Source organism: Ruegeria sp. C10, assembly GCF_056537805.1.
Genome location: NZ_JBQFSC010000004.1, coordinates 135,619 through 159,215, shown reverse-complemented (window position 1 = coordinate 159,215; position 23,597 = coordinate 135,619). Strand labels below are relative to the sequence as shown.

30 protein-coding genes are annotated in these 23,597 nt (G+C 58.4%); 17 read left to right on the top strand and 13 right to left on the bottom strand.

Annotation, left to right across the window (positions count from 1 at the left end):
- Window positions 1-5: 5 nt before the first annotated feature.
- The 5 genes from meaB (at window position 6) to ACR0DE_RS17105 (ending at window position 4,020) form a co-directional block, all read left to right on the top strand.
- A complete protein-coding gene (gene meaB, locus ACR0DE_RS17125) occupies window positions 6-983 on the top strand; it encodes a methylmalonyl Co-A mutase-associated GTPase MeaB (protein WP_480754413.1) in 978 nt (325 codons plus the stop codon).
- Window positions 984-1,153: 170 nt separating this feature from the next.
- A complete protein-coding gene (locus ACR0DE_RS17120; protein ID WP_170612173.1) occupies window positions 1,154-2,347 on the top strand; it encodes a Hint domain-containing protein in 1,194 nt (397 codons plus the stop codon).
- A gap of 119 nt (window positions 2,348-2,466) precedes the next feature.
- Window positions 2,467-2,754, top strand: coding sequence for a 50S ribosomal protein L28 (gene rpmB / locus ACR0DE_RS17115; RefSeq protein ID WP_008756960.1), 288 nt, complete (start codon window positions 2,467-2,469; stop codon window positions 2,752-2,754).
- A gap of 405 nt (window positions 2,755-3,159) precedes the next feature.
- The gene (locus tag ACR0DE_RS17110) at window positions 3,160-3,510 is read left to right on the top strand and encodes a glycosyltransferase family protein (protein WP_170424215.1); all 351 of its coding nucleotides are present in this window, start codon (window positions 3,160-3,162) and stop codon (window positions 3,508-3,510) included.
- Between the two features lie 45 nt (window positions 3,511-3,555).
- Window positions 3,556-4,020, top strand: a complete 465-nt coding sequence (locus ACR0DE_RS17105) for a copper chaperone PCu(A)C (RefSeq protein ID WP_480754411.1) — start codon at window positions 3,556-3,558, stop codon at window positions 4,018-4,020.
- Between the two features lie 68 nt (window positions 4,021-4,088).
- Here the strand turns inward: ACR0DE_RS17105 and ACR0DE_RS17100 are convergent, their stop codons facing one another.
- Window positions 4,089-4,697 carry an HdeD family acid-resistance protein gene (locus tag ACR0DE_RS17100; protein WP_480754409.1) on the bottom strand — a complete coding sequence of 203 codons (609 nt, stop codon included), beginning with the start codon at window positions 4,695-4,697 and terminating at the stop codon, window positions 4,089-4,091.
- A 61-nt stretch (window positions 4,698-4,758) separates the two neighbouring features.
- A complete protein-coding gene (locus ACR0DE_RS17095) occupies window positions 4,759-5,457 on the bottom strand; it encodes an NAD-dependent deacylase (protein ID WP_480705514.1) in 699 nt (232 codons plus the stop codon).
- A 27-nt stretch (window positions 5,458-5,484) separates the two neighbouring features.
- On the opposite strand from ACR0DE_RS17095, the gene ACR0DE_RS17090 reads away from it, so the two are divergent.
- On the top strand, window positions 5,485-5,928 hold the full coding sequence (locus tag ACR0DE_RS17090; RefSeq protein ID WP_480754406.1) for a low molecular weight protein-tyrosine-phosphatase: 444 nt from the start codon (window positions 5,485-5,487) through the stop codon (window positions 5,926-5,928).
- A 181-nt stretch (window positions 5,929-6,109) separates the two neighbouring features.
- Here the strand turns inward: ACR0DE_RS17090 and ACR0DE_RS17085 are convergent, their stop codons facing one another.
- The 3 genes from ACR0DE_RS17085 to ACR0DE_RS17075 all read right to left on the bottom strand — a co-directional run bounded on the left by ACR0DE_RS17085 (window position 6,110) and on the right by ACR0DE_RS17075 (window position 8,194).
- Complete coding sequence (locus ACR0DE_RS17085) at window positions 6,110-6,655, bottom strand: hypothetical protein (RefSeq protein ID WP_480754404.1); 546 nt, start codon at window positions 6,653-6,655, stop codon at window positions 6,110-6,112.
- A gap of 223 nt (window positions 6,656-6,878) precedes the next feature.
- Window positions 6,879-7,820, bottom strand: a complete 942-nt coding sequence (locus tag ACR0DE_RS17080; protein ID WP_170397757.1) for a LysR family transcriptional regulator — start codon at window positions 7,818-7,820, stop codon at window positions 6,879-6,881.
- 65 nt (window positions 7,821-7,885) lie between these two features.
- On the bottom strand, window positions 7,886-8,194 hold the full coding sequence (locus ACR0DE_RS17075) for a hypothetical protein (protein WP_170404173.1): 309 nt from the start codon (window positions 8,192-8,194) through the stop codon (window positions 7,886-7,888).
- Window positions 8,195-8,438: 244 nt separating this feature from the next.
- Between ACR0DE_RS17075 and ACR0DE_RS17070 the strand changes: the two genes are divergently transcribed.
- Together ACR0DE_RS17070 and lepA are read left to right on the top strand one after the other, a co-directional pair.
- Window positions 8,439-8,993: an RNA ligase family protein gene (locus tag ACR0DE_RS17070; RefSeq protein ID WP_480754402.1), complete on the top strand. Its 555-nt coding sequence runs from the start codon at window positions 8,439-8,441 to the stop codon at window positions 8,991-8,993.
- A gap of 86 nt (window positions 8,994-9,079) precedes the next feature.
- The gene (lepA, locus tag ACR0DE_RS17065; protein ID WP_170424201.1) at window positions 9,080-10,879 is read left to right on the top strand and encodes a translation elongation factor 4; all 1,800 of its coding nucleotides are present in this window, start codon (window positions 9,080-9,082) and stop codon (window positions 10,877-10,879) included.
- A gap of 28 nt (window positions 10,880-10,907) precedes the next feature.
- On the opposite strand, the gene ACR0DE_RS17060 is transcribed toward lepA, so the two are convergent.
- Window positions 10,908-11,855: an aldo/keto reductase gene (locus tag ACR0DE_RS17060; protein WP_480754400.1), complete on the bottom strand. Its 948-nt coding sequence runs from the start codon at window positions 11,853-11,855 to the stop codon at window positions 10,908-10,910.
- A gap of 186 nt (window positions 11,856-12,041) precedes the next feature.
- Here ACR0DE_RS17060 and ACR0DE_RS17055 point away from each other — a divergent pair, with 186 nt between their 5' ends.
- Window positions 12,042-12,362 (top strand): hypothetical protein, encoded by a 321-nt coding sequence (locus tag ACR0DE_RS17055; protein WP_170397195.1) that lies wholly within the window; start codon window positions 12,042-12,044, stop codon window positions 12,360-12,362.
- Window positions 12,363-12,492: 130 nt separating this feature from the next.
- Entirely contained in the window at window positions 12,493-12,942 is a 450-nt protein-coding gene (locus tag ACR0DE_RS17050; protein ID WP_170466098.1) for a hypothetical protein, read from the top strand.
- 82 nt (window positions 12,943-13,024) lie between these two features.
- Here the strand turns inward: ACR0DE_RS17050 and ACR0DE_RS17045 are convergent, their stop codons facing one another.
- The 3 genes from ACR0DE_RS17045 to ACR0DE_RS17035 all read right to left on the bottom strand — a co-directional run bounded on the left by ACR0DE_RS17045 (window position 13,025) and on the right by ACR0DE_RS17035 (window position 14,858).
- A complete protein-coding gene (locus tag ACR0DE_RS17045) occupies window positions 13,025-13,375 on the bottom strand; it encodes a hypothetical protein (RefSeq protein WP_480754398.1) in 351 nt (116 codons plus the stop codon).
- Window positions 13,376-14,279: 904 nt separating this feature from the next.
- A complete protein-coding gene (locus ACR0DE_RS17040) occupies window positions 14,280-14,417 on the bottom strand; it encodes an entericidin A/B family lipoprotein (RefSeq protein WP_010443271.1) in 138 nt (45 codons plus the stop codon).
- 99 nt (window positions 14,418-14,516) lie between these two features.
- On the bottom strand, window positions 14,517-14,858 hold the full coding sequence (locus tag ACR0DE_RS17035; RefSeq protein WP_170397190.1) for an ArsR/SmtB family transcription factor: 342 nt from the start codon (window positions 14,856-14,858) through the stop codon (window positions 14,517-14,519).
- A 309-nt stretch (window positions 14,859-15,167) separates the two neighbouring features.
- On the opposite strand from ACR0DE_RS17035, the gene ACR0DE_RS17030 reads away from it, so the two are divergent.
- The 6 genes from ACR0DE_RS17030 (at window position 15,168) to ACR0DE_RS17005 (ending at window position 18,909) form a co-directional block, all read left to right on the top strand.
- Entirely contained in the window at window positions 15,168-15,800 is a 633-nt protein-coding gene (locus ACR0DE_RS17030) for an ATP-dependent Clp protease proteolytic subunit (protein WP_170564807.1), read from the top strand.
- A gap of 136 nt (window positions 15,801-15,936) precedes the next feature.
- Window positions 15,937-17,202, top strand: a complete 1,266-nt coding sequence (gene clpX, locus ACR0DE_RS17025) for an ATP-dependent Clp protease ATP-binding subunit ClpX (protein ID WP_170397188.1) — start codon at window positions 15,937-15,939, stop codon at window positions 17,200-17,202.
- 62 nt (window positions 17,203-17,264) lie between these two features.
- Window positions 17,265-17,627: a RidA family protein gene (locus ACR0DE_RS17020; protein ID WP_170397754.1), complete on the top strand. Its 363-nt coding sequence runs from the start codon at window positions 17,265-17,267 to the stop codon at window positions 17,625-17,627.
- Between the two features lie 79 nt (window positions 17,628-17,706).
- Entirely contained in the window at window positions 17,707-18,090 is a 384-nt protein-coding gene (locus ACR0DE_RS17015; protein WP_010443266.1) for an NADH:ubiquinone oxidoreductase subunit NDUFA12, read from the top strand.
- Between the two features lie 10 nt (window positions 18,091-18,100).
- Window positions 18,101-18,553 (top strand): outer membrane lipid asymmetry maintenance protein MlaD, encoded by a 453-nt coding sequence (gene mlaD / locus ACR0DE_RS17010; protein WP_170397186.1) that lies wholly within the window; start codon window positions 18,101-18,103, stop codon window positions 18,551-18,553.
- Window positions 18,550-18,909 (top strand): DUF2155 domain-containing protein, encoded by a 360-nt coding sequence (locus ACR0DE_RS17005; RefSeq protein ID WP_170466088.1) that lies wholly within the window; start codon window positions 18,550-18,552, stop codon window positions 18,907-18,909. Before mlaD ends, ACR0DE_RS17005 begins: the two co-directional genes overlap by 4 nt.
- On the opposite strand, the gene aat is transcribed toward ACR0DE_RS17005, so the two are convergent.
- The 4 genes from aat to ACR0DE_RS16985 all read right to left on the bottom strand — a co-directional run bounded on the left by aat (window position 18,873) and on the right by ACR0DE_RS16985 (window position 22,093).
- Window positions 18,873-19,505: a leucyl/phenylalanyl-tRNA--protein transferase gene (aat, locus tag ACR0DE_RS17000; RefSeq protein WP_170404159.1), complete on the bottom strand. Its 633-nt coding sequence runs from the start codon at window positions 19,503-19,505 to the stop codon at window positions 18,873-18,875. The two genes, ACR0DE_RS17005 and aat, sit on opposite strands and share 37 nt — an antisense overlap.
- Window positions 19,506-19,556: 51 nt before the next feature.
- Window positions 19,557-20,903, bottom strand: coding sequence for an acetyl-CoA carboxylase biotin carboxylase subunit (gene accC / locus ACR0DE_RS16995; protein WP_170397180.1), 1,347 nt, complete (start codon window positions 20,901-20,903; stop codon window positions 19,557-19,559).
- Between the two features lie 9 nt (window positions 20,904-20,912).
- Window positions 20,913-21,407, bottom strand: coding sequence for an acetyl-CoA carboxylase biotin carboxyl carrier protein (accB, locus tag ACR0DE_RS16990; protein WP_170564810.1), 495 nt, complete (start codon window positions 21,405-21,407; stop codon window positions 20,913-20,915).
- A 149-nt stretch (window positions 21,408-21,556) separates the two neighbouring features.
- Entirely contained in the window at window positions 21,557-22,093 is a 537-nt protein-coding gene (locus tag ACR0DE_RS16985) for a helix-turn-helix domain-containing protein (RefSeq protein WP_170397176.1), read from the bottom strand.
- A gap of 176 nt (window positions 22,094-22,269) precedes the next feature.
- Between ACR0DE_RS16985 and ACR0DE_RS16980 the strand changes: the two genes are divergently transcribed.
- Entirely contained in the window at window positions 22,270-23,565 is a 1,296-nt protein-coding gene (locus tag ACR0DE_RS16980; protein ID WP_480754395.1) for a short-chain fatty acyl-CoA regulator family protein, read from the top strand.
- Window positions 23,566-23,597 lie beyond the last annotated feature (32 nt).

The following is a 23,597-nucleotide window of genomic DNA, read 5'->3' as shown; positions in this document are numbered from 1 at the left end:
TACCGATGAACATTGCCGAGCTTGGCGACAGGATCTTGAACGGAGAGCGCAGGGCATTGGCCCGTGCGATCACACTGGTCGAAAGCGGGCGTGAAGATCATCGAGCGCAGGCAACTGCGCTGCTGGATCAATTGAGCGGCGCCGGACACCAGGCGTTGCGGATCGGCCTGTCGGGTACGCCGGGTGTAGGCAAATCGACCTTTATCGAAAGCTTCGGTATGATGCTGACGGGGCTGGGGCTGCGCGTTGCGGTTCTTGCAGTTGACCCCAGCTCGGCCCGTTCGGGGGGCTCGATCCTGGGCGACAAGACCCGCATGGAAAGGCTGAGCCGCGAGAAAAACGCCTTTATCCGCCCGTCCCCCAGCCAGAGCCATCTTGGTGGCGTGGCGCGCCGCACACGCGAAGCGATTGCACTTTGTGAGGCGGCTGGTTTTGACGTAGTGCTGATTGAAACCGTGGGTGTGGGCCAATCGGAAACCGTTGTGGCCGAGATGTCTGACCTGTTCCTGCTGCTGCTGGCCCCGGCGGGTGGAGATGAGTTGCAGGGCGTCAAGCGCGGCATCATGGAGATGGCCGACATGATCCTGATCAACAAGGCCGATGGCGACCTGAAAGCGACTGCAACCCGCACCTGCGCCGATTACGCGGGCGCGCTGCGTCTGCTGCGCAAACGCCCGCAGGACCCCGAAGGGTTTCCCAAGGCCATGACCGTTTCAGCAGTTGAAGAGCATGGGCTGGAACAGGCCTGGGACGAGATGCAGGCCCTGACAACCTGGCGGCGCGAAGCCGGGCATTGGGTATTGAACCGCGCCACACAGGCACAATACTGGTTCGAGCAAGAGGTACGCCACGCATTGCTTGCGCGTCTCGAAACGCCACAGATGCGCAGTCGGATGAGCGATCTTGGCGCTCAGGTCAGTGCGGGCCACCTCAGCCCATCGGCGGCGGCCGAACAAATCCTCTCCGGGCTGTCCGACGCGTAACACTCTGGCGGTATGATGCGTGCGCGGCTGGTGCGCTGACCGCTAATCGTGTATTAAAGCTACATATATTGTTGTGTTTGAGTGTAAGTCACTGCGTTTGAACCGGGTTGAGAAAGGGCTTGGTCAGCTCGGATCGTGCCCGGATTCTCCGAGGAACGGGACACGTCAGAATGCCCAATATCAATGGTACCAACGGCGACGACGATATCGATGTCACAAATGACAACGGTACTCTGAACGGAAACCCGGCGACGCCTCCGGTGACCGGTATCCGTGGCCGTGGCGGCGATGACGATATCACCATCACCAATAGCACCATTGCCAACAATGTCCTGGGCAATGCAGGCACCGACACGATCATTGTCACCAACAGCACGGTTGGCGGGCGCATCGCTAGCGGGTCGGATGCGGATACGGTTGATATCAGGGGGTCAACCGTCGGCGATATCCGGCTTGGTGCCGGTAATGACACGCTGAATTTCACCAGCACCACGGTGTCGGGTGACATTCGCGGCGGCAGCGGAACCGACACGCTGAACCTCCCTGAGGGCACTGTTATCACGGACGATACTTTCGGGGTGATTACGGTAGAAGACGGGGTTGGTTATTCAGTCTCGAGCGGCACATTTACCCTGCCTTCAGGCATCACCGTCACGTATTCAGCGTTCGAGAACGGGTCGGGTATGCCCTGTTTCACGCGCGATACATTGATCACGACACAGGATGGGCGATCCCTGATCCAGTCGTTGCGCACCGGTGACCTGATCCCCACGCTGGGGCAGGGCCTGCACCCGATCCGTTGGATCGGGCGGCGTGAATTTGATCGCTTCCAGCTTGAAGCCAACCCCAGACTCTGGCCTGTGCGTATCCTTGCAGGGGCATTGGGTGAGGGGCTGCCGCATCGCGATCTGCTGGTCTCGCGCCAGCATCGGATGCTGGTGCACTCAAAGATCGCCCAACGCATGTTCGGCACGACCGAGGTTCTGATTCCGGCCATCAAACTCACCGCAATGCCGGATATCTACGTTGATGAAAGCGTGGAAAGCGTCGAGTATTACCACCTGCTGTTCGACCGCCATCAGGTGATCTTTGCCGAGGATGCGCCAACCGAAAGCCTCTATACCGGCCCCGAAGCGCTGAAAATGCTGAGCGCCGCGTCGCGTCGCGAGATATTCGAGATTTTTCCCGAACTGACAGATCTTGACTACCGCGCCGACCCGGCCCGCATGATCCCCGGCGGTCGGCTGCAAGCGCAGTTGATCACACGGCATTTGAAGAATAACAAGCCGCTGTTGCGGATGTCCCCGATCTTGACCTCAAATGAATTCAACTCGGGTGCAAAGATTTCGCCGCAGCCGTCTTGACCCTTCGCGCGATTCCCACTAAACGCATCCAACCAGTTTTCGGGCGCGACTTCGGGTTGCGCCCCTTGTGATTTGGCCGCGGGTCTTGTACCCGGCCTCCAGAAACAAAGGAAGAAACCATGTCGCGCCGTTGCGAACTGACCGGAAAAGGCCCGATGACTGGCAACAATGTCAGCCACGCCAAAAACAGAACTCGTCGCCGTTTTCTGCCCAACCTGAACGACGTTACCCTGCAGTCGGAAACTCTGGGTCGTGGCGTCAAGCTGCGCATCTCGGCAGCTGCCCTGCGCTCGGTCGACCACCGCGGTGGTCTGGACGCGTTCCTGGCCAAAGCCAAGGATGACGAGCTGTCGGCGAACGCCCTGAAAGTGAAGAAAGAAATCGCCAAGGCACAAGCCTCGGCCTAAGCGCTTTCTCACGCAAGAATTCAGCCCTGCACCCTGCGGTGTGGGGCTTTTCTTTTTTGCATTCGCTGCCCCTGTGCGAATGATTGTCTCTGAAATGGTAATAAAACGCCCCGCTTCGTGACGTTGTTCACAGAACACCTGCTGAATATCGCATATGTTTATGCATATTCATGTTGAGGGGGTTACCATGTCACTCAAAGCAAAGAATTTTCTGTTTTTACTGCCACGATCAATTGCAAAAGCTGTGATCCGCTGCACCCGGATGCAGCGCCGGGTAAACCGACTGCATACGGGGATGAATGCCGAGGCGTTCAGGCCGCCGAAAAGCTGAGCTAGGCCATACTGTCTCAGCCACTGCTTTGCGCTTGAAGCCGGTTCAGCTGGCGGCGTATATACCAAGCTGACATGACAGGCTTTTTCCGCACATTTCTGCCTTATGCGCTGTCCTTGATGGTGATCCTCACCGGGCAGGGACTAGCCGTGTCGCGGGGTATGGAGCGCGCGGTCGGGCAGATGGTTTTGTGCACCGGCAGCGGGCCGGTCGTCGTCTATATGGACGAAGACGGCCAACCGACCCGCGCACCGCAATACTGCCCTGACTATGCGCTCAACCTGCTGGGCGCGATCCATGAAGCCTCGGTTGCCGTACCTCCGGCCCCGTCGCGCGCGCTCCCCGCGCCGTCGCTCCTTTCCCAGCATCTGATTGCCGCGCCGTTGCCGCGACACCCAGCTCGTGCCCCGCCGGTTTCTGCCTGATTCCAGTTTCCAAACTCTATCAGACAGTTACCAAGGAGAGGCATAATGACCCTCAAATCCAGCCTGCTTGCAGTCCTGACTACCTTTTCGCTGACCGGTGCGGCGCTGGCTGCCGATACCATCTCGGTCGAAGACCCTTATGCACGGTCTTCGGGCAAAACCGCGAAGGCGGGTGCCGCCTTCATGATGATCCAGAATCAAGGCGATACCGATGACCGCCTGATCGGCGTGACCTCGGATGCGGCTGCCCGAGTGGAACTGCACACTCATAAGGTTGACGAAAACGGTGTCGCCAAGATGGTGCATGTGAAGGAAGGCTTCGCCATTCCGGCGGGCGAAACCCACATGCTGAAACGCGGCGGTGATCACGTCATGTTCATGGGCCTGACAGCGCCCTTCGAACAGGGAGGGAGCGTTCCCGTCACACTGATCTTCGAAAACGCGGGAGAGGTCGCGGTCGAGATCCCGGTCGATCTTGAGCGCCAGGACAAAGGCGGCCATACGAACTAACGCCTGTCTTCAGGCTGTGGTACAGCCATCATCCATACGTCAGGCCGGGCAATGCCCGGCCTGTTGCGTCATCTGTTGACGGTTTTCATCTCCAATCGATCGCCCGCTTTTTTGAACCGTGCCGCCAGAAAGAACATCACCACCGCCGAGGTCAGCGCGAAGAAGGCAATTGCCCAGCCCAACGCCACCATGCCGCTGCCGGGCCAGAAGATCAGCACCAGCCCGACGATGAGTGCGAAGATACCTGAATTACGCACCGTTGCGCGCTCGGGGTCTTGTGGATGCATTTGGGGCAGCGCCATGAACGAGCCGATCGCAACGAACAGCGCCATCGCCCCCATGAGGGTGAACGCCAGCCAGGCCACGCCCTGTGGCCAGATCAGCAACACCAAACCGATCAGCGCGGCACCGATACCGACGCCTCCGATCAGCCCGCGCCGCCCAAAACCCAGCCAGGTCAGCGCGCCATCCAGAATCAGCAGCGCCCCTACCAATCGCAGCAATAATGAGATGCTGCTGGTCGGCCAGAACAGCGCTGCAATCCCGATCAGACCCGCGAGAATTCCACGCAGCAGAAAGGTCCACCACAGGCTGACCAGATTGGTACTTAACGTATCGCGCGCGTCGATACTGCTGTCGTCAAGGATTTCTCCGTCTTTGGGCGGTAGATCGGTCATGTCACTCACTCGGGTTTGCGTTTTCTGCACCATAGACGGGAAGACGCGCCGCTGTCTGCCCCTATCGCGTGCTGCCTCGCGCCAACAGCTCATCGACCCAGCGCGGTACTGCCTCCGAGGCTGGCCCCAGCCGGGTTTCATCAAATATTCCGGCGGATGGCTCAAGGTTCAATTCGATCGTCCGCGCGCCCACGGCCCGCGCCTCTTGTACAAACCCTGCCGCCGGATAAACCTGCCCCGAGGTGCCGATCGAGGCGAACAGCGATGCTTCCATCAGATGGTCGTAGATCTCATCCATGAAATATGGCATCTCGCCGAACCATACCACGTCGGGCCGGGCCGAGGGCTGGTGACAGGACGGGCAGGGCTCACCCACATCCATTTCGGGTGGCGAAGCCCAACGATATCCGCACGCCGCACACAAAGCCCCAGCCAAGGTGCCATGCATATGGATCACATGCGCGGCCCCACCTGCCTCGTGCAGGCTGTCGACATTCTGGGTGACAAGGATCACCTCTCCAGGCCAGCCCTGCTGCAACCGGGCCAGCGCCTGATGCGCCGCGTTGGGCTGCGCCTTGGCGGCCTGTACTCGGCGGGCATTGTAAAATTGATGCACCAGCGACGGATTGCGGGCAAAGCCCTCGGGCGTGGCCACATCCTCGATCCGGTGCTGCGCCCACAGGCCCCCTTCATCGCGGAACGTGCCCAACCCGCTTTCGGCGGAAATCCCGGCCCCGGTCAGAATGACGATCTTTTCCATACCTGCCCCACGCGCTAAACCTCTCTTATGTCACACCGTATCCTTTTCGTCTGCCTGGGCAATATCTGCCGATCCCCCGCCGCCGAGGGCGCTTTTCGCGCCCGCGCCCCGCATCACCAGACCGACAGCGCCGGAACCTCGGGCTGGCATATCGGAGACCCGCCCTACGGCCCAATGCAAAAGGCCGCCCGCGCGCGTGATATCGACCTCAGCGACCTACGCGCGCGCCAGTTCGTGGCCGAAGATTTCAACCACTTCGACCTGATCATCGGAATGGACGCAGAAAACATCGAGGGTATCGAGGCCCTGCGCCCCGACGGCATCACCACCCCGGTCCGCCTGCTGACCGATTTTGCGCCTGACAGCGGCGCGGACCACGTGCCCGATCCCTATTACACCCGGGATTTCGACGGCGCGCTGGACCTGATCGAAGAGGCGGTGCAGGGGCTCGAGGCACATGTGCGGGCCTAGCTTGAATATACCATTCATTTACGACGGCAGATGCGGACGGCATTGTTCCCCATGCGATATATGTCCAATTCTGGACTGATGGGTATGTCGAACTCAATTTGTAACAACTAAATTTGAGCCAAGTGTTTCAAATAGGTTCTACGGCAAAAATGGGGCAAAGCAGGTGGTGGCTGAAGCTTCCTTATGTAGCGCTATCCTCATCCGGGCATGGGCAAATCTCATCCATTGCTTCCAGAACGATCTTAGCAATAACAGTAACTGGAACAACGGTGTCGGCCGTAAATTCAGCGATTTCAGTCGTCAGAGCCATCGCTTCCTCAAGTAGTATAGCTATTGTCTCATTGTTCTCTCGGAACTTATCGTATGCCTCGGTTGCCAACAGTACGCGATCTTCCTGAAGGCTCCGGATAAAGCCGACAGCAGTCCGGGCTTGTTTGCGCCGTCGGCAATAGTCGATTTTGTCACAAAAATCCTCAGGTTCGCCAGGTGGTTTTCTCTTGACTTGTCGAGCAAGCAAGCGACCCGACCAGCCAATAAACCGTGCCTTCTGCTCTTGCCACCAGCTAACAATCGAGTAGCTTCGACCATGCGCGTTAGCTACGCGTCTGAGATCGCTTGAAATTTGTCGATCGAGCGCTTTGGGTGTCAGAAGCAACGCTTGTTCAAGAGTTAGAGCATCTTTGTAACCCGGCGGCTCTGCACCGATGCCATCTATAGTCATCGTCATTCTAAAAAAACTTTCGTAGCAAATTCAAAACATGAAGCGCACACTATGTTGCAAAGGCAATGCTTGGCAACGTACTTTAATGAAAATGGTGACTTGCCGCTAAAAAGAGAGGCGCCAGAGTCCATCTGGTTTCGTTGTAGAAGAAATGCTGCGTTCTTGAGATAAACTTTTGAAAGTCGCAAATTAGAGCGATAGCAAATAATCGTATTCGCTGCCTCTCGCTCTATCCCACCACCTTCAACTGACCACCTAACCACGGCAATTGCGCAATCGCTGGATCAACGATCTGGCTGCGCATCAGGCGTCGGATCATGTCGGCCACCTCCTGCGGTACCTGATCGGACCAGTCGGTCCGTGTAAACAAGGAAATGGTGCGCGCGAATTCACCGAACGGGGCAGGGTGCGCCTCCATCCCGTCGTGGAAGCGGGCGGCGCGCATATAGCCCAGCGGCGTGGTAATCGCCCAGCCGAGGCCGCGCGCAACCATCGCCATCAGCGCGAGGTGTGAGCCGATTTCGAACCGTTCCTCGAACTCCAGCTGCTGCCGGGCCAGATGGCTTTCGATCTGACGGCTGATCAACTGCTCGCGGGCATAGCGCAGAAAGGGCAGATCCTGCACTGGTTGCGCAACGCCCTTAGGCGCGACCAGAATGAACGGATCCTGCACCAGCGGATATTCGACCACGCCCTCCAGCACCTCGCCAGAATGGGCCGAGACCGCCATGTGCAGGCGCTGCGCTTCCAGCTCGGCAAACAGGTCCAGACTGGGCAGCGTGATCAGCTTGAATTTCGACCGGGTCAGACTGTCGGCCAGCAACGTCGCCAATCGCGGCGTCAGGTCGTTGTCGAAATCGTCGATCAAGCCGATGGACAGGGTGGTCAGATGCCCCAGATCCATCACCGCCAGTTCGCCTTGCGCCATCTGCAACTCGGCCAGCACTGCCTCGGCCCGCGCCAGGAAACTGCGGCCGGCCTGCGTCAGTCGCATCGGTCGCCGCCCGTGATCCACCAGATCGGTGCCCAAAGCCTTTTCCAGATTGCGCAATTGCTGGGAAACCGAGGGCTGGCTGAGCCCCGTGATCTCGGCCGCCTGCGCCACCGATCCCGTCCGTGCCAGCGCCTCGAACACCTCAAGGCCCCGCAGGGTCAGCCCTTTCATCACCATCGCACATACCTTTCGCTGCCCCATTTCTGAGGCGCAGCGGGCATCAGGTCAAGGATTGACAGGGCTCAGTTGCAGATCGCTTGTGCCATCTGGCCAAAGTTCTGATACCGATCCCACAGCGCATCATCGCGCGCGGTCTGCGACATCTTCAACTCCTGCGCCTGATGCGGGTTGGTGAACCACTTGGCGACGGTCTTCTGATCACTACGCGTCAGCGCCTGATCCGCCACGCGCTGAATACACCGGCACCGCGCCCGCGTCGCCGCTTCACGGTCTGATGCCAGACACGCCCGCTTGATCTGCGCCGCGTCCACCGTGTGGGCCACCGACGTCAGCGATGCCGCACAAAATGCGATTAAGAGGAACTGTTTCATACTCGAGCCTCGTTTTTTGCCTGCCCGGACGGGTCTTATGCCCCTCTCGGTCTGCGGCGGAGTATGAATCAAAGTGGATTCGGGATCAATTGGGTGGTTCGAAAAAGTGATTGCACGCGGCTGGGATGTCGCGTTTTCTGGCCAGACATTGTTTAAATCTCTTTCATGAGACCACTATGCTTAAGAAATACGGGCGCACTTCCATCTGCCGGAGTCTCCCGGGGCGACCAGCGATGATAAGATCATGTCCAGCGTTGACGAACTGGCTTCGGCTGATGAGGTTGTCTTCACCGAAAAACTGGACGGTGAGAATACAACGATTCATAGTCAGGGCTGCCATCCTCGCAGCATTGACGCGCGACACCACCCGTCCCGAGATTGGATGAAGGCCTTCGCTGCCGGAATTTCGCCACAGCTTGATGAAGATGAGCGCATAGTCGGTGAATATCTGTTTGCTCGCCACTCGATAGCGTACTCGGCGTTGCCGACTTATTTCCTGGGCTCCGCCTGGATCAAGGCAAAGCGCGTGCAATCGTGGGACGCGACGCTTTCACGCTTTCTCGAGCTGGGGATTACTGCCGTTCCCGAACTCTATCGCGGACGGTTCTCTGTTAAGGTTGTGGCAGATGTGATCGCGGGCCTGGATCTGGATACTCAGGAGGGTTTTGTCGTTCGCACAATTGCAGCGTTTGACGAAGAAGAACTGCCCACTCACCTCGCGAAATACGTGCGCGAGGGTCATGTGCAAAGCGAGACGCATTGGATGAACGCAGAGCTGGTTAAAAACAGGCTGGTCTGACTGGACGGAGGCCTCGCAAACAAAGGGTTTCGCTGGGTCTCGTCCCACCTTGACCACAGCTCAATTCCGACGCATATCCCCAACCCATGACAGACCTCGCTCATATCCGCAATTTCTCCATCGTCGCGCATATCGACCATGGCAAATCCACCCTTGCTGACCGGCTCATCCAAGAGACCGGAACGGTCAAGGATCGCGACATGAAGGAACAGCTGCTCGACAGCATGGATATCGAGCGTGAACGCGGCATCACCATCAAGGCCAACACGGTTCGCATCGACTATACCGCCGACAATGGCGAGCAATATGTGCTGAACCTGATCGACACCCCCGGCCACGTGGACTTTGCCTATGAGGTCAGCCGCTCCATGCGTGCGGTCGAGGGGTCGCTGTTGGTTGTCGACTCGACCCAGGGGGTTGAGGCGCAGACGCTGGCGAATGTGTATCAGGCCATCGACGCCGACCACGAAATCGTGCCGGTGCTGAACAAGATCGACCTGCCCGCGTCCGATTGTGACCGCGTGGCCGAACAGATCGAGGATGTGATCGGCATCGACGCGACCGACGCCATTCAGGTCAGTGCCAAGACGGGGCAGGGCATCCACGAAACACTTGAGGCCATTGTGCAGCAGCTGCCCGCGCCGCAAGGCAACTTGGACGCGCCGCTCAAGGCGATGCTGGTGGATTCATGGTACGACGCCTATCTCGGCGTCATCGTTCTGGTCCGCATCATGGACGGCACGCTGAAAAAGGGCATGCGGGTCAAGTTCATGTCGAACAACACCCTGCACCACGTCGACCGCGTTGGCGTCTTCCGCCCCGAGATGGAGATGGTCGACTCGCTTGGCCCCGGTGAGATCGGCTTTCTGACCGCTTCGATCAAGCAGGTCCGCGACACCCGCGTCGGCGACACGATCACCAATGACCGCAACGGCACCGAAGAGGCCCTGACCGGCTTCAAACCCGCGCAGCCGGTGGTGTTCTGCGGCCTCTTCCCCGTTGACAGCTCCGAATTCGAAGACCTGCGCGATGCGATCGACAAATTGGCCCTGAACGACGCCAGCTTCAGCTTTGAAATGGAGACCTCGGCCGCGCTTGGCTTTGGCTTCCGCTGCGGCTTCCTCGGTCTTCTGCACCTTGAGGTCATCCGCGACCGCATCGAACGCGAATATGATATCGAGCTCATCACCACCGCGCCGTCGGTGATCTATCACGTCTACATGAAAGACGGCGAGATGATCGAGCTGCACAACCCCGCCGACATGCCCGACCCCTCCAAGGTCGACCATATCGAGGAACCGCGCATCAAGGCGACCATTCTGGTGCCCGACGAATACCTCGGCGACGTGCTGAAACTCTGCCAGGACCGCCGCGGCATCCAGCTGGACCTGACCTATGCGGGCACCCGCGCCATGGTCGTCTATGACCTGCCGCTGAACGAGGTCGTCTTTGACTTCTACGACCGCTTGAAATCGGTGACCAAGGGCTATGCCTCGTTCGACTATCAGATGACCGGCTATACCGAGGACAATCTGGTCAAGATGTCGGTGCTGGTGAATGACGAACCCGTTGACGCGCTGTCGACCATGGTTCACCGCGACCGGGCCGAGATGCGGGGCCGTGCCATGTGCGAAAAGCTCAAGGACCTGATCCCGCGCCACATGTTCAAAATCCCGATCCAGGCCGCCATCGGAGGCAAGGTCATCGCCCGCGAGACCCTCTCGGCCTTGCGCAAGGACGTGACCGCAAAATGCTACGGAGGCGACGCCACGCGGAAACGTAAACTGCTGGATAAGCAGAAGGCCGGTAAGAAAAAGATGCGTCAGTTCGGGAAGGTCGATATCCCGCAGGAGGCGTTTATTTCAGCGTTGAAGATGGACAGCTAAGGCTGTCCTTCCTCTCCGTTGATCGGTTCTATACGGCCTCAGGATCAGCGTCACTCTGACCAAGTTCCGCGAGTTCACTCCAAACCGCTCTTGGGATATCCCAATCCGCCCATTCGAGTGTTTGTCTCACATGCTGTGGCCAAGTCACTCCACACACCGTTGACGCAATTTTTGCGTCCCGCATCGAGAATTGCAGCGCTAAGGCGCCTAAGGGCACGTCATAGCGGGCACAGATTTCCTCAACCGCGCGCACGGGTGCGAGCGTTTCTTCTGTTGCTGGCTGATAGACGTAGAAATGATGGATTGCGCTGCCTCTGGCCAAGATTCCGCCGGCGTAAGGCGCTGCGTTCAATACCGTAACGTCCTTCGAGTTGGCCAGTTCGATCAGCGGCGCCGCATTCATGTTTACAAGCGTGTGCCGGTTGTGAGTCATCACCACGTCGAAATCCCGTTCGCGCAGCATTGGCATCAACACATCCAACTGCCCGCCCGCCAGACCAACTGCAGTTGCCAATCCTTCCTCTTTAATTTTGAATAATTCGTCCAGCGCACCTCCGCTGCGGGTAATCTCAGTTACGTCACCCGCGTATTCCGGGTCGTGCAGATGAAGGATGTCCACGCGATCTACCTCAAGAGCCTTGAGGCTTTGTTCAAAGGACCGCCGCGCTTGGGCGGCGTCGAAAACATTCGTTTCCATGTCACGGTCTACTTTTGTGGACAGAACGCGGCCTTTCGGCCAGCCACCGAGTTCACGGATGACACTCCCGATGCGCTCCTCGCTACGCCCCAACGCATAGCCTCGGGCGGTGTCGATAAAACCGTCGGGCCGGGCAAGTATGGCACGTATGGTCTCGCGCGCCCTATTCTCATCAACTTCGTAACCGTAAATCTGTGGAATGTTGCCTATACCGGTTGATCCAAAGCCAATTCGTGGGATTCGCACTCCGGTTTGACCTATTTCGCAAAGTGTTGTCATTGCACCCCTCCCCAGTCGCATATGAATAATTGAATTTTGAACAGGTCGACCCATCACTGCAAGTTCGGGGGCAAAAAACACTAGAAGAAAAGCGAGAATGGAACCTGGAACTGTGACCCACCTCACAGCCCTAAATCAGCCCATCTGCTACAGTTGACCCAACGGCAACCTTTGCAGGAGGCCCTTATGTCTACATCGCTTGTTCCCCTTATCGCTTTTGGATCAGCAGGCCTTTATTCCGTTGCCATGATCGCGATGAAGTTCTGGTGGAAACTCCCCGGCGTGGGTCTTGGTCTACTGATCGTCGCGACCCTGCTGGCCGGGGCCACGCTCGAACTCGCCGCTCTGCGCGAGGAACGGCTGGGCATCATCTATACCGGCATTCTTGGGGCCGAAGTGGTTCTGATCGCCATCGCCTCATTCTTTCTGTTCGGCGAGAACTTCTCGTATCGCGAGGCGGCAGGTATCGGTCTGGTCATCCTCGGCACTGCGCTGGCCTGGGCCTGACGCAAACATTACCGGTTCATGAAGTTTCCCTTAGGTAAGTTGTAACCGGCGCACCTCCGCCCAATCTGTATGCCACAGCAAGGATGTTCGCTTTTGAACTTCAAAGGGTCGCTTTCAGGAGGAGATCCCCATGACCAGATACATGACTGCCGGAGCCGCCGCTCTGGCCACGTCCCTCGCCCTCGGAACCGCAGCACTGGCCGATACCACACCGGATCTGCGCGGCACGTGGGTCGGGTCTTACACGACCGTGCAGCCCAGCCATTATTACAAGGGCGATCAGCCCCGCTTTAATCAGGCCGAATGGATGCTCGACGTCCAGATGCAGGAAGACAATGTTTTCTGGGGGCCCAGCAAGTGGCGTCGGGATGGCGACACTGAATGGAATGAATACGAGGCCACCGGAACCATCAGCCTCGATGGGTCTGGCTCGATCGGCATCGTTGAAACTTCCCCGCTGGTGATTGGCGCCAATGCGTTGATCGATGCGCGGTACGAGGACGGCAAGATCTTTGCCGATTTCCGTAGCCTGCGGAACGGAACGACCTACAGCACAGTTCTGGAACGTCAGGTGAACTGAAGCGTTTCCGGCCCGATCGGATGTTAAAGGGGGTTAATGCCGCTGAGATTTGTGACTGCGGCAGGAGTAGTAGGTACCCCGTTCAGGTCGGAGCGCTTCTCATAAACAACAGTCTCCACAGGGAGGCGACGGGCCGGGCGGCGATCTCGCCGCCCGCGACAGGGTCCAGACCCCCGCGTTTGAGAATGCGGCGTTCCTCGGCACGGGTCATCTGGATCTCGCGGACCTTCAGCGCGGCGTCGCGCGCGGTGAGGTAAGAACCGTCCGGCCCAGGTTCCATCCCCGGAATACCACGCCCCTTCGACCACCACCCGCGCACCCCGCTGAGCGGGTGTTTACGTCCGATGGTGTCATCATCCAGTAACTCCCAAATCCGCTGCGCCTCGTTCATCGACACCAGTGCGGCGATCGGTTTGCCATAACGGGTCAGCACGATCACTTGCCGGGGTCTTGCGACAAGGTGGCCAATTCGCCCAAACGGGCGCGGGCTTGAGAAATGGTCAGGCGCATAGGCGAATCTCCGGTTGTACGATTCGAAAGATTGGGGGCTTGAGTGTTGTACAACTCGGACAATACCCCCTAATTCAGCGCACGGGACCTTCGCAGGTGCAGAAACCAAGCGAATTCTGGTCGGCGATCCATATTTGACTTTTTCCATCCCCAAGCCTGCGCGATGACGCGAATTCTCGGGTTATCCACATGGCTCTCCCGGCGGATATCAACAGCTTATCCCCGTTTAATTTTTTTGCTGCAGTGCTATTTTCTTGCCGGATCATGACGCTGATGTAACAGTCTGGTTACTGCTTCTGATCTTCGGAACAGGGGCGGGACGCAAGGGCCAAGGGGGCCACAGCAACGAAGGCGGATTTTAGGATTTGTTTTTAGTTGCAATGGCTTACCGGTGGTGGAGCAAGTGGTCTGGGCTTCGGTTCGGGTTAGATGCTCAGCCTCTCAGAAGGTCCGCGCGGACTGCGACGCGACATAGCGCGTGTGGCAGTGGCCAAAGTCCCTTCGGGGGCCGAGGCAACTGGACCGGGAAGCCCCTCGGGCGGAACGGACCGGCAAGGCGTCAGGAGTGTCCGCAAGGATGCATGCAAAGACCGCGTCTGAGCACCTGACGCCTTTTCCTTTTTGAGAACCCAAGGTTCATACAGGCTACCACGCACCACCCTCCGGACCAGAACGGGGTTCTTTCGCTTGCGCAAAAGAACCCCGTCAGAGTGTCAGAAATGCAATGCCGCGTCTATGCACCTGTACCGGCACACTACTCGGGTTGAGTCGGCGTGGCAACTACATATTGCGGGTAAGCGTTGCCTGAACGCAACATCCCGTCACGATCAGATGTTTTCCTGCACGTCCTCGGCCGCGTTCTGGATGGCATCGCCGGCGTTTTCGATATCTTTACCAGCGCCCTTTGCGGTTTCGCATGCGGTCAAGGTGAACAGGGCCAGGCCAATCAGAATTGCGCGGATCATCGGTTGCTCCATAAGTGCTTGTTTCGAATTGACTAGCAGCTTTCCCGGGCCATAGCTACAGGTTTTGCATGGCCGATTTCGAAGGGCTAAAAACTAGGCTCAGGTCGCATCCTGAGCGCAAAACAGTTCGTACACCACTTCCAGTATTCGGGCTGGTCGATCATCTGCCAGCCGGTAATATATCGCCTTGCCTTCGCGACGAGGAACAACCAGCCCCTCAAGTCTGAGCCGCGACAGTTGCTGAGAAACGGCGGCTTGGCGGGCCGATAGCAATTGTTCCAGTTCAGTAACGGATTTCTCGCCCGAGACGAGGTGACACAGGATCATCAAACGCCCTTCGTGGCTTATGGCTTTCAGAAAGTTCGACGCGCGCGTTGCGTTTTCAACCATCCGGTCAAGGTCGCCGGGTGACATATCCTCGGTCATTTGCGGAAAAGCCATGATCGTATTCCCTCGTTAGTGCCGCCGAATCCCGGCGCCTGACCGGCGCCGCATCCGCAGCGAGAACTCTTGGTACAATTTCCAGGCATGTATTTCCATATGCATGGATCAAAATAGCGTGATGTAACCAGCACGTTTCCGCGCAATCCGTCAACCGACCTGTAGCGGCGTGTGCATTCGGGTCGTGCAGGTAGACGGAATTCGTGGGAACGTTCGGCCCCCCTTGCAGCCCCCCTGTGGCGGCACTAAGACTCGGATAACTACTCTTCGGGTAATGTCCCGATCCATCGCAAAACAGGCAGGTTCCGAATGTTCGATCCAGTTGATACATATATGAACACACTCGTCCCCATGGTCGTCGAGCAGACCAGCCGGGGCGAGCGCGCATACGACATCTTCTCGCGCCTTCTGAAAGAGCGGATCATTTTCATCAACGGCCCCATCCATGACGGTATGAGCCATTTGGTGGTCGCTCAGCTGCTGCACCTTGAAGCGGAAAATCCGAACAAGGAAATCTCGATCTACATCAACTCTCCCGGTGGCGTGGTCACCAGTGGTTTGTCGATTTACGACACAATGCAGTATATCAAGCCGAAATGTTCCACATTGGTCATCGGTCAGGCGGCGTCCATGGGTTCGGTTCTGCTGGCCGGGGGCGAGAAGGGAATGCGCTTTTCGCTGCCTAACAGCCGGATCATGGTGCACCAGCCCAGCGGCGGTTATCAAGGCCAGGCGAGCGACATCATGATCCACGCGGCCGAGACGCAAAAGCTGAAAGATCGCCTGTATGACATCTATGTGCGCCATACCGGGCAGACCAAAAAGGCCGTTGAAAAGGCGCTGGATCGTGACAATTTCATGAGCCCGGAAGAGGCCAAGGATTGGGGCCATATCGACGAGATCGTCGAGAACCGCGCTAAGATGGATGGTGAAGAGGCCTAGGTTCAAATCCGCGCGCGTCCGGCGTGAGGGATGATTTTGAGATTGTAGCTGCCAGAACGCTGGCCTAAGCTGCAGGCATATACGGCAAGCGCGGCCCTTGAGAGGGGCCGCTGAGACGGAGCCCGAGGGGTAAAGCATGGCGACGAATTCAGGCGGTGACGGCAAGAACACGCTCTATTGCAGCTTTTGCGGCAAAAGCCAGCATGAGGTGCGTAAGCTGATCGCAGGCCCGACCGTGTTCATCTGCGACGAATGTGTCGAGCTGTGCATGGACATCATCCGTGAAGAGACCAAGGCCAGCGGCCTGAAGTCCTCGGACGGCGTGCCAACGCCCAAGGATATCTGCGAAGTGTTGGATGATTATGTGATCGGTCAGGCCACCGCCAAGCGGGTTCTGTCGGTTGCGGTACACAACCACTACAAGCGCCTGAATCACGCCCAGAAAGCGGGCAGCGATATAGAACTGGCAAAATCCAACATCTTGCTGATTGGCCCCACCGGCTGCGGCAAAACCCTGCTGGCGCAAACGCTGGCGCGGATTCTGGACGTGCCATTTACGATGGCGGACGCGACCACGCTTACCGAAGCCGGTTATGTGGGTGAAGATGTTGAAAACATCATCCTCAAACTGCTGCAGGCCAGCGAGTACAATGTCGAACGCGCACAGCGCGGCATCGTCTATATTGACGAGGTCGATAAGATCACGCGCAAGTCTGAAAACCCTTCGATCACCCGCGATGTATCGGGCGAGGGCGTTCAGCAGGCCCTGCTGAAACTGATGGAAGGCACCGTGGCCAGCGTTCCGCCGCAGGGCGGACGCAAACATCCGCAGCAGGAATTCCTGCAGGTGGATACCACCAACATCCTGTTCATCTGTGGTGGCGCATTCGCCGGACTAGACAAGATCATTGCACAGCGTGGCAAAGGCTCGGCCATGGGCTTTGGTGCCGACGTGCGTGACAATGACGAGCGCGGCGTGGGCGAGATCTTCAAGGATCTGGAACCCGAAGACCTGCTGAAATTTGGCCTGATCCCCGAATTCGTCGGCCGACTGCCGGTTCTGGCGACGCTGGAAGATCTGGACGAAGACGCTTTGGTCACCATCCTGACCAGCCCGAAGAACGCTCTGGTCAAGCAATACCAGCGGTTGTTTGAGTTGGAAGATGCGGAACTGGCCTTTACCGATGATGCGCTGAAGGCGATCGCCAAGAAAGCGATCGAGCGTAAAACCGGTGCACGTGGTCTGCGTTCTATTCTGGAAGACATCCTGCTGGATACAATGTTCGAACTGCCGGGCATGAAGAACGTGACCGAAGTTGTGGTCAACGAAGAGGCTGTGACGTCGGACTCTCAGCCTTTGATCATCTACGCAGACGCGGCGGAATCGGCTTCGGCGGGTTGAACCGCATAGATTAATGCACACACGGCGCGGCAATGTCCGCGCCGTTTTCGTTTGAGGACACGATGACAGTAAGACGTATCTCTTCGGGTGGTGAGTTTGAAGCCAAGGTTGGCTATTGCCGCGCGGTTGTCGCGGGTGGTTGGGTTCATGTTGCGGGAACTGTTGGGCAAGGTGAAACGGTCGTGGAGCAATGCCGCTCGGCGCTGTCTATCATCGAAAACGCGCTGGCCGAGGCGGGTGCTTCATTCTCTGATGTCGTGCGCATCACTTATATGCTGCCGGATCGAACCGAATTTGAACCTTGCTGGCCCATTCTGGCCGAAACCTTTGGTGCGAACCCTCCTGCAGCGACGATGATCGAATGCGGATTGATCGATCCGAAATACCGGATTGAAATTGAAGTCACCGCTATCCTGCCGGAATGACGCAGGTAGCGCTGGCAGTACTGGACCTTAGCGTGCCTTTGGTCCATATCTTCGGGGACAGAAATGCCGGAGGCAGCCGATGGGAATCCTGAACAGTCTTTTGCGGGCCGTGACCTGGTGGAACGGGGCCACCCTGAACACGCAGTTCTACACTGCGCGCAAGGGGATCAAGGTCGGTGAGGACGACGAGGGCAACGTGTTCTATCGCAATGCCGACGACAGCAAGCGCTGGGTGATTTTCAATGGCGAAGCCGAGGCCAGCCGGATCGATCCCGATTGGCATGGCTGGCTGCACCGCACATGGGATGAACCGCCAACCGATAAACCTCTGGCGCACAAGTCCTGGGAAAAACCGCATCAGGAGAATCTGACCGGCACCGCGCTGGCCTATGCACCTGCCGGTTCTCTGCGTCGTGCCGATCCGGTTGAACGTAGCGATTACGAGGCGTGGAGCCCGGAATAAGCGAGGCCTGATGTCTACTCATACGAAGACCGAAGTTATCGTCGGCGGTGCCGTGCTGGCCTGCGCCATTGCGTTCGGTGTTTACGCCAGCCAATCCACAGGCTTGTCTCAATCCGGCGCAGGATACGAGCTGGGCGCGTCTTTCCGCTCGCTCGAAGGTGTGGGCGTTGGCACGGATGTACGCCTTGCCGGGGTCAAGATTGGGACGGTGACCGGCGTTACGCTAAACTCTGATACGTACCGCGCAGATACCCGATTTTCTGTGGCAGATGGTATTCTTATTCCAGACGATAGCGCCGCTGTGATTTCTTCCGAAGGCTTGCTGGGTGGCAACTTTGTTGAGGTTATGCCGGGCGGTTCCCCGTTCTATTTTGAGGCGGGTGATGAGATTACCGATACGCAAGGCGCGGTCAGCCTGATCTCGTTGCTGGTCAAATTCGTGGCCGGGGACGGAAGCGAATGATCCGCGCTGCACTGGTGGCTCTCATGGTCACCGCAACCGGAGCTGCTGCGCAGCAAAAGGTCGAATCCGGCCCCGGCGCCATGTTGCGCGGGTTGGACAAGGTCAGCGGGCAGACGGTGGACATCGAAATGCAGAACGGCGAGACCACCTCGGTCTTTGGTCTGGATGTCGCGCTGGGTGATTGTCGCTATCCAGCCGAAAACCCGACAGGTGACGCCTTTGCCTATTTGACTATCTGGGAACAGGGCAAGGCGCAGCAGCTGTTTGATGGCTGGATGATTGCGACCTCACCCGCGCTGAACGCGTTGGATCACGCCCGCTACGATGTCTGGGTGATCCGTTGTATCACACCCTGAGGGGTCTGCTGCAGATCAGCGGTGAAATCTGCTTTCAGGTCAAGCGCTTGTTTCAATTCGCTATGATAAACCGCACGCGGGATCTCGATCGCGCCTAACGAGGCCAGATGCGCCGTCAGAAACTGTGTATCGAACAGCGTGAACCCGGTCTGGCGCAGTCGATCCACCAGATAGGCAAGTGCAATCTTCGATGCGTCCGTGCGACGCGAGAACATGCTTTCGCCAAAAAAGGCCGCGCCGAGGACTACACCGTAAACGCCGCCAATCAGTGAAGCGCCGTCCCAGACTTCGAGGGAATGCGCGCGGCCGGTCCGGTGTAGTTCCTGATACAGATGGCGCAGTTCGGGATTGATCCAGGTATCCGATCGGTCGGCGCAGCCATCCACGACGCCCGCAAAATCGCGATTGATGCTTACCGAAAACCCACAGGTCCGGATACGCCGCGCTAGGCTGCGGGAGATGTGGAACCCATCCAGGGGGAACACGCCGCGAAACTTCGGGTCGACCCAGAACAACTCGGGGTCGTCGCGATGCTCGGCCATCGGAAAAATGCCGATGGAATAGCCATGGAGCAGAAGTTCAGGGGAAAGGCTCATGCCGGGTGCCTCGGGGCCGAAGGGGGGTTATCCTTCGGCCCTTTGGTCAGATTAGGCCATGTTCTCCGCAAGCCAGTGCTCCAGCCAGTGGATGTTGTACTCGCCGCTGTGCAGGTCAGGTTCCTGCAGCAGGGCGTGGAACAGCGGCACGGTGGTGTCGATACCGTCGACGATCAACTCGCCCAAAGCACGTTCCAGACGGGCCAAAGCTTCAGCCCGGTCACGGCCCTGAACGATCAGTTTGGCGATCAACGAGTCGTAATACGGCGGGATCGAATAGCCGTCATAGAGCGCGGAATCCATCCGCACGCCCAGACCACCTGGCGCGTGATAGGCCGTAATCTTGCCCGGGCAGGGCGAGAAGTTCGGCAGTTTTTCCGCGTTGATGCGAACCTCGATGGCGTGGCCATTGATCTCAAGATCGTCCTGACCGAACGACATGTCCTCACCAGCGGCGACGCGGATTTGTTCGCGCACCAGATCGACGCCGAAGATACCTTCGGTCACGGGGTGTTCCACTTGTAGACGCGTGTTCATCTCGATGAAATAGAACTCGCCGTTTTCATAAAGGAACTCGATGGTGCCTGCGCCGATATAGTTGATCTTGGCGACCGCATCGGCACAGATCTTACCGATCTTGGCGCGTTCTTCCGGCGTGATACTGGGGCCGGGGGCCTCTTCGAACACCTTCTGGTGGCGGCGCTGCAGCGAACAGTCGCGTTCGCCCAAATGCACTGCCTTTCCCTTGCCATCGCCGAAGACCTGAATCTCGATATGGCGCGGGGTGGTCAGATATTTCTCGATATAGACCTCGTCATTGCCAAAGGCGGCCTTGCCCTCGGCGCGTGCGGTCATGAAGGCGCTTTCCATCTCATCGGCGTTTTGTGCCACCTTCATGCCGCGACCGCCGCCACCGGCGGTTGCCTTGATGATGACGGGATAGCCGAACTCTTCACCAATGCGCTTGGCGTCGGCCAGCGTGGGAACGCCGCCGTCAGAACCCGGAACACAAGGGACACCCAGTTCTTTCATCGTGTCCTTGGCGGTGATCTTGTCACCCATGACACGAATATGTTCGGCGGTGGGTCCGATGAAGGTAATGCCGTGATCTTCGACGATCTGCACGAACTCGGCATTCTCGGACAGGAAGCCATAGCCGGGATGGATCGCCTGCGCGCCGGTGATTTCACAAGCCGAGATGATCGCGGGCACGGACAGATAGCTTTGCGGGCTGGGCGGAGGACCGATGCAGACCGATTCGTCGGCCATGCGCACATGCATCGCATCGCTGTCGGCGGTGGAGTGCACGGCAACCGTCTTGATCCCCATCTCGCGCGCAGCACGGATCACACGCAGGGCGATCTCGCCTCGGTTGGCAATCAGGATTTTGTCGAACATGGGCCCGCCTTACTCAACGATGACCAGAGGCGTGCCGAATTCCACAGCATCACCATCGCCGACTAGAATGCGTTTGATGGTGCCCGACCTGGGTGCGTGGATGTGGTTCATTGTCTTCATGGCTTCGACAATCAATAGCGTGTCACCTTCCGAGACCGATGCACCGACCGAGATAAACGCAGGCGCGCCCGGTTCCGGTTGCATGTAAACCGTGCCTACCATGGGCGAGGTCACAGCGCCTGGATGGCTGGCGGGATCATCCACGGCAGCGGGCGCTTCGGCAGCGGCCGGCGCGGCAGCAGGTGCGGCAACCGGTGCAGCCGCAGGAACCGCAACCTGAACCGGAGCGGCCACGGTCTGCGACATGCGGCTGACACGGACATTCAGGCTGTCTTCCTCGCCATATTCGCGCTTGACCTGCAATTCGGTCAGGTCATTCTCGCGCAGCAGTTCGGCCAGTGCCTTGATAAACGCGACATCCGCTTCGTGTTTGGTATCTGTCATGAGTGTCCTCGAAGGTTCCCCTATGCCCGTCTGTTTGCTGCGGGCTTGGTTTGATTACGCAGGGTTATAAGCCATGCAGACGGCCATGAAAAGCGCCGTCTAAGCCTGCCAAATGGGGGTTTTTGCGCGAATTACGAGGGCTGTCGCGATTACAGCGGCGTTCCAGACAATTTTGCGACCAGTTCTGGTAGCTTGCGGGCTCCGTATTTTTCCAAAAGGCGGGCGCGATAGGCCTCGATCGTGCGGTAACTTAGCCCAAGTTCAACGCCAATTTCCTTCGCGGATAAACCCCGGCATGACAGGATGGCCACTTCGCGTTCGCGGGTTGTCAATTGCACCAAGGGGCGCTCTTCCGAGATGTCCGAAAAGCTCCATATCCCGTGCCGGAACGGATCGTCTGGCGTCAGCGAACGCCCCCGCGCGCGGCACCAGAACAGGTCACCGTCGCGTCGCCGCATCACCCGTTCGTCTGTGTAATAGCCTGTATCGCGCATCACCTGCAGACTACGCGCGCCGATCCGTTCCCAATCGGCGACCGAAGGATAAAGATGCAGCAGGGGCATGTTGCGATAGTCAACCTCATCCCCGCCAAAGGTCCGCGCAAATTGCAGATTGCACCGTCGGATGATCCGGTTCTCAAGCTCAACAAGGCCGATGGGGGCGTATTCAAAGGCGGGATCGCTCATGTTCTTATGGTGACGGGTATTGCGTCGAAAGAGAAGGGTGGGCGGCAGGAAAGGGCGGGTTTCTTTCTGTTGCTGTTGTCAAAGTTGTAAATTTTCTTTGAAAATTAGTCAGCAACAGATAATAAATACTTAGTTAATCTGCAAATCCAGCCGCAGTAGCCAAGGACATAAACGCCATGCGCGACACGCTGACCGGCAGCCGGATACGCGAAAGACGGCAAATCTCTGGGCTGCGACAGGCGGAACTGGCGCGGCAGGTGGGGATTTCGGCATCGTATCTGAACCTGATCGAACACAACCGCCGCCGCATTGGGGGCAAACTGCTCGTCGATATCGCGGCGGCTTTGTCCGTCGAGCCGTCGCTGCTGACAAAAGGGATCGAAGAGACGCTCATCGCCGCTCTGCGCGAGGCCGCGGCGGATGCAGTCGGTCAAAAGGCCGAGGTGGACGGGCTGGAAGAATTCGCCGGCCGCTTTCCCGGTTGGTCGGGTGTTCTGGCGCAAATGCATCGCCGCGTAGTGTCGCTGGAGCGCACTGTCGAAGTTCTTTCCGACCGACTGACCCATGACCCGCATCTGGCGGCCTCAATGCACGAGGTGCTGTCGACCGCCGCCGCCATCCGCTCAACAGCTGCAATCTTGGCTGAACCGGGAGAGATCGAACCGGAATGGCGCGACCGGTTCCATCGCAACTTGCATCAGGATGCCGAACGACTGGCCGAAAGCTCCAAATCGCTGGTGACCTATTTGGATGACAGTGACGGGCAGCGCGATCTGCGCGGTATCCCACTGGACGCGGTCGAGGCGTTTTTTGCCGAGCAAGGATATCATTTCCCGGAACTCGAAGACGGTGGGCAATTGACCGAAGTGCCGCTGGATGGGCTCGATTCCGCTGCGGCCAACACTGTGGCCTCGGGGTTGCTGGACCTTTATGCCGCCGACGCGCGCGCTATGCCGCTGGATCAGGTGTGTGCCGCGCTGGATGCAGCAAACCCCGATCCGCTGGCGTTGGCGACGGTGTTTTCAGTGGATCTTGCTACGGTATTGCGACGGTTGGCCTTTCTGCCTGAAGGCACGCTGGCGCGTCCGGCTGGCTTGGTGATTTGCGACGCCTCCGGCAGCGTTCTGTTTTTTAAACCCGCGCCGGGGTTTGCCCTGCCGCGCCATGGCGAGGCCTGTCCGCTCTGGCCCTTGTTCACCGCCTTGAATCGGCCCTTGGTCCCGATCCGGAAACGGGTTGTTCAGCTTGGTCGAACCGCTGCTGAGTTTGAGTGTTTTGCAATCGCAACCCCTCAGCCAGCTAAGGAATTCGGGGCCGAGCCGGTCTATCGTTCGGTCATGCTGGTGCTGCCGGTCGAAGACACGGTGCAGCCTGCGGAAAACGCGGCGCAAGCCGGAGCCAGTTGTCGGATATGCCCGAAACGCGAATGCAGCGCGCGGCGCGAGCCATCGATCCTGAGCGAAGGGTTTTGACAGTTTCGTGACGCAGCGCTTAATCTGGGCTG